Below are 3,922 nucleotides of genomic sequence, written 5' to 3'. Positions count from 1 at the left end.
AGAAAATTGCCTTGCCCGCAAAGTCATTTACCTTGCGGGCAAGGCTTGGAACCTTGCGAGTGCTGCGAATAAGCTTGCGGGGTTAGCGGCAAAGCTTGCGAGCCTTGCCTTTATCTATTCCGCTATGGACTTGAGCTTAGTTGGTGTGCCGGAAGGCCGAGCCGGGCGGCTGACCTACTTATCTTGTTTAGCCGACAGGCTGGCCGGTTTAGGTTTTTGGCTTGGCGCCGCGGTTAAATCGAACCGACATCGCCTGCCGCAGCGTTTCCAATCCCGCGCCTTTACCGGCGATTTTCAACGAAGCGTAAGCATCCAGACTAAAACTATAAATATCGCTGCCCAGTGCCATGTCGGTATCTTCGGCTCTGCTCAATAAATCGCGCAGCCGATGCAGGCGAGGGCGGAGTCTATCGAGCGTCGCCAGATCGGCTTCCGCCGAGGCGGTATCCAGACCGGGCGGAATGGCGGACGTATTTTGGCTGGACACCGTCAGCGTCTGACGGCAAAACGCTTCGGTTTTATCGCCCATCTTGGGGATGGCGCGACGCTCTTCCGGGGTTAAGACCAGAAAGCCGGCGAAGCGGTCTTCCAATATTTTCAGGGCGGCATCTATATCGTTCAGATCATTATCGGAAAGGCTTAAAGAAATCAGATGCTGGTTCATGTCGGGCTCCTTTGGGCGTGGCTGATACGGCGGACGATGGGGCAGTCCGCAGATGAAAAGCGTAGGCTAAATTCAGAAACACGCGCTACATTGTTTACTAGAACGCTAACAGGCGTTGGATGGCATCCGAGTGCCAAGCGCTGGCTGGCAACTGGCGTTATTCGAACAGGACTATAGGCAAGGGATGCGAGCTAACCGGCGTTCTTTGTTACGGAGCCTGCGATTGGTGAAATCCGGCGGCGGTGCCGACTAAAATGGGCTTATAAACCGTTGAATTAGACCGCCGATGACCGGCGAAGCTCGACCATTACATGAGCCGCGATTATCATCCAATCTCAATCGATCAGGTGACCTGCGGCTCAGTTGACGGTTAGGTCTTTGGCGAGCAAAATGGCAGCGTTAATGCGTGGTGACTGGCGATATTCCGTCAATATTTTGGGTTGATATGTCCTTTGAGTATTGGGGGGGGGGGCGGTATCACGCAATATTTGAATATGTCAAAGCAGAGAGCGCCAAAGGGTAGATGGTGAATACCCCAATGCCGTTATTGACGAATATACTCTGGCCTGATGAAATTAAAATAACGTTATTGAGCACTGGAATAGTCATAGTATGAACGAGCTGATTGAGAGCCGAATTACTCACAACCCGCTGCAATGCGGTGGCAAGCCTTGTATTCGCGGTATGAGAATACGGGTCAGTGACATCTTACAAATGCTGGCGGAGGGCGTCAGCAATGAGACCATTCTGCAAGACTACCCGGACCTAGAACTCGCTGACATCCAGGCCTGTCTTTTCTACGCGGCCCGACGAGCCAACCTTGAACGACTGGTCGCATGATTTTTTGGGTTGACGCCCAACTACCGCCTAATCTGGCCGATTGGCTACGCTGGACATTCAAGGTTGAGGCGTATGCCCTACGTGAACTGGGGTTGCGCGATGCCGACGATCTGGAGATTTTCGAGCGCGCTCGGCAAGAGGGTATCGTTTTAATCAGCAAGGACAGTGATTTTGTAGAATGACTATTGCGTCAAACACCCCCACCGCAATTACTTTGGGTCACCTGCGGTAATACGACTAATCAGCGGTTACAAGCATTGTTCAACGAAGTTTTTCCACAAGCCCTGCAATTGTTGGTTGAAGGTCATGCGGTTGTGGAATTGGCTGATAAGTCCTGAAGTTATATTGGTTTTATGAATGCTCGTTATCGGCTAAAAGCCAACAAAATGTTGATTGCTGCTGTATTCCGCGTGTTTGAGCAGTTGCCGCACTTCGGCCGTCGTCAACATCACTGGCAGTCCGCGCGGCTTTTTCGAGCGATCAAAGCCATCCAACCAAGGCAGTTGAACAGCCAACACATCGCTAGACAAAAACAGAATGGCGGACAAAGCCTGGTTCTGTGTGGAGCTGGAGACATGCCGCTCGGTTGCCAGATAGGTCAAGAACCGTTCGACTTCGGCCGCGCCCATCTCCGTCGGATGACGCTTGGCGTTAAACAAAATAAATTGCTTAGTCCAGGACACGTCGGTATCCTCGGTATTCAGACTGTAGTGCTTGAAACGAATTTTATCGCGTACCTGATCCAGTCGTCTTTTAGCGGTGCCGATGTCGTATTTGTTTCCATAACATGTCCCGTTTGCCCGAGCCAATTCGTTCACAAACAATAACTTGCCATCATGAAAAAAGGATTATACGACATTATGCCCTGGACTATAGGACAAGCGATGTCGTATACATTACGTTATGAGTCTCCACGCTGAAAGCATGTACGAAATATCTTTGACGGAAGGGCTCGGACCAGTCAAATTCGGTATGTCACCCGGTATCGTCAAGTCACTATTAGGGTCTGAGTTGTGCTACGAAGATTGGATGGGTGGGAACCTAGAAAACTTTTTGTATTACAAGGGTCTCTTGATAGGGTTTTGTGGAGAAATTGACGACCATCCAACCGACAGTTCGTTGGTGTGTATGTTTCTGGTTAAAACGTCCCATCCATTAAGTCTTTGGGGACAAAAAATTTCTAATGCAAAAATGGAAGACATTGAATCATTACTCAAAGTGAAAGCGATAAAGTGCAACCTACTTCAGAGTGGCGTCTTACAGTGTGTTGATCAAGAGCTTCAATTTTTATTTGATAGTGACGGCCATTTAGATGAGGTGTATTTTGCGTTTAAATACTCATAACACTTCGCTCCAGCCGACGTCAGGCCGCGATGCGGCCTTCCTCGGCTGAGCTTGGCGTTAGGCATAGAAAGCTACAGCATGAGTCTTTGGTTTATTCCTGTGATCGGTACAATAATTGCCATTGCTTTTGGTCGCTATATTTATCGACCAAGCTGGGAATATCTACGCAACCGAGTGCCTGACAAAAAGCTATGGGTTGAAATATATTCATCCAACGACTTACCAGTGGTAGAGGACGCACTAGACGATATTAAAAATGCTTTTTTACTGCGAAACGATGACGTTTTTCGTCTACGCCCCAACGATCTGCTTCTTGATATCTATAATGCAGCCTATCCACATAAGTGGGCTGACACCCTTGAGTTCGAGACGCTAACTTTATCTCTCAAGAAAAAAGGTATTCCAGAAAAAGCGCTTGCTGAGTTAACAAATCCAACCGTTGGGGACATCATAAATCTGTGCCTAACCTTGCATTCGAGAGGGACTGGCTGCGCTAGCCCCTCAATTTAACGTTAGACGCCTATGCCCGCAATCTCCGAAACGCTCGCAAAGTGGGAACAATCACTCTGTCCAAGGGTAGAGGTTTCGGGCCTTGTCGCTCGGAATCATGTTGCACACAAGTGGAAGGCGCCATTTCGAAGCCTTGTCCTTCGCGAAACGACCTTCTGGCGTATTAACGACTTGCTTACGCAGTCGTATGAACTGCACATCAATCATCGTGCTCTCGGCGCACGTATTCTCCTGAGAAGCGCATTCGAGACGCTTGCTGTCTTAACCAAAAATGAGAAATCCCCCGGCTTAGCCGGGGAGACAGCAGGGGTTTGACATTTAGAGGAGTCCATCAGGAAACTCGAGAGCGTGAGCCGCCAAGCAAACGCAAGAGGAGAACCTGATGGACGAGAACGAAAGCTTAAGCCACTCGAAATGGGAGTGCAAATATCACGTTGTGTTTATTCCCAAGTGCCGTCGCCGAACGCTGTATAGGGCGTTGCGCAAGCATTTGGGCGAGGTGTTTCGAAGGTTAGCGAGCCAGAAAGAAAGCCGAATATTGGAAGGGCATTTGATGCCGGATCA

The 3,922-nt window shown here is 49.4% G+C and carries 7 protein-coding genes; 5 read left to right on the top strand and 2 right to left on the bottom strand.

All coding sequences use genetic code 11. From position 1 onward, the window contains the following. Positions 1–208: 208 nt before the first annotated feature. Positions 209–664 carry a hypothetical protein gene (locus BJL95_RS18185; RefSeq protein WP_071157342.1) on the bottom strand — a complete coding sequence of 152 codons (456 nt, stop codon included), beginning with the start codon at positions 662–664 and terminating at the stop codon, positions 209–211. 612 nt (positions 665–1,276) lie between these two features. Here BJL95_RS18185 and BJL95_RS18180 point away from each other — a divergent pair. Both BJL95_RS18180 and BJL95_RS25535 read left to right on the top strand, forming a co-directional pair. Continuing rightward, on the top strand, positions 1,277–1,504 hold the full coding sequence (locus BJL95_RS18180; RefSeq protein WP_064027060.1) for a DUF433 domain-containing protein: 228 nt from the start codon (positions 1,277–1,279) through the stop codon (positions 1,502–1,504). Beyond that, complete coding sequence (locus BJL95_RS25535) at positions 1,501–1,686, top strand: DUF5615 family PIN-like protein (RefSeq protein WP_217631707.1); 186 nt, start codon at positions 1,501–1,503, stop codon at positions 1,684–1,686. The genes BJL95_RS18180 and BJL95_RS25535 overlap by 4 nt, the downstream gene beginning before the upstream one ends. 189 nt (positions 1,687–1,875) lie before the next feature. Here the strand turns inward: BJL95_RS25535 and BJL95_RS18170 are convergent, their stop codons facing one another. After that, a complete protein-coding gene (locus BJL95_RS18170) occupies positions 1,876–2,322 on the bottom strand; it encodes a phage integrase N-terminal SAM-like domain-containing protein (protein WP_254786847.1) in 447 nt (148 codons plus the stop codon). 106 nt (positions 2,323–2,428) lie between these two features. On the opposite strand from BJL95_RS18170, the gene BJL95_RS18165 reads away from it, so the two are divergent. The 3 genes from BJL95_RS18165 to BJL95_RS24200 form a co-directional block, all read left to right on the top strand. Then, on the top strand, positions 2,429–2,848 hold the full coding sequence (locus tag BJL95_RS18165; protein ID WP_139306325.1) for a hypothetical protein: 420 nt from the start codon (positions 2,429–2,431) through the stop codon (positions 2,846–2,848). A 78-nt stretch (positions 2,849–2,926) separates the two neighbouring features. Next, positions 2,927–3,358 carry a hypothetical protein gene (locus BJL95_RS18160; protein WP_139306324.1) on the top strand — a complete coding sequence of 144 codons (432 nt, stop codon included), beginning with the start codon at positions 2,927–2,929 and terminating at the stop codon, positions 3,356–3,358. Between the two features lie 382 nt (positions 3,359–3,740). Next, positions 3,741–3,922: transposase (locus BJL95_RS24200; RefSeq protein ID WP_175463755.1), on the top strand; the 182-nt coding region annotated here is incomplete at its 3' end.

Origin of the sequence: Methylomonas sp. LWB (assembly GCF_001856095.1) — a bacterium.
GTDB classification, from domain to species: Bacteria; Pseudomonadota; Gammaproteobacteria; order Methylococcales; family Methylomonadaceae; genus Methylomonas; species Methylomonas koyamae_A.
This window is presented reverse-complemented; position numbering and strand designations above follow the sequence as displayed.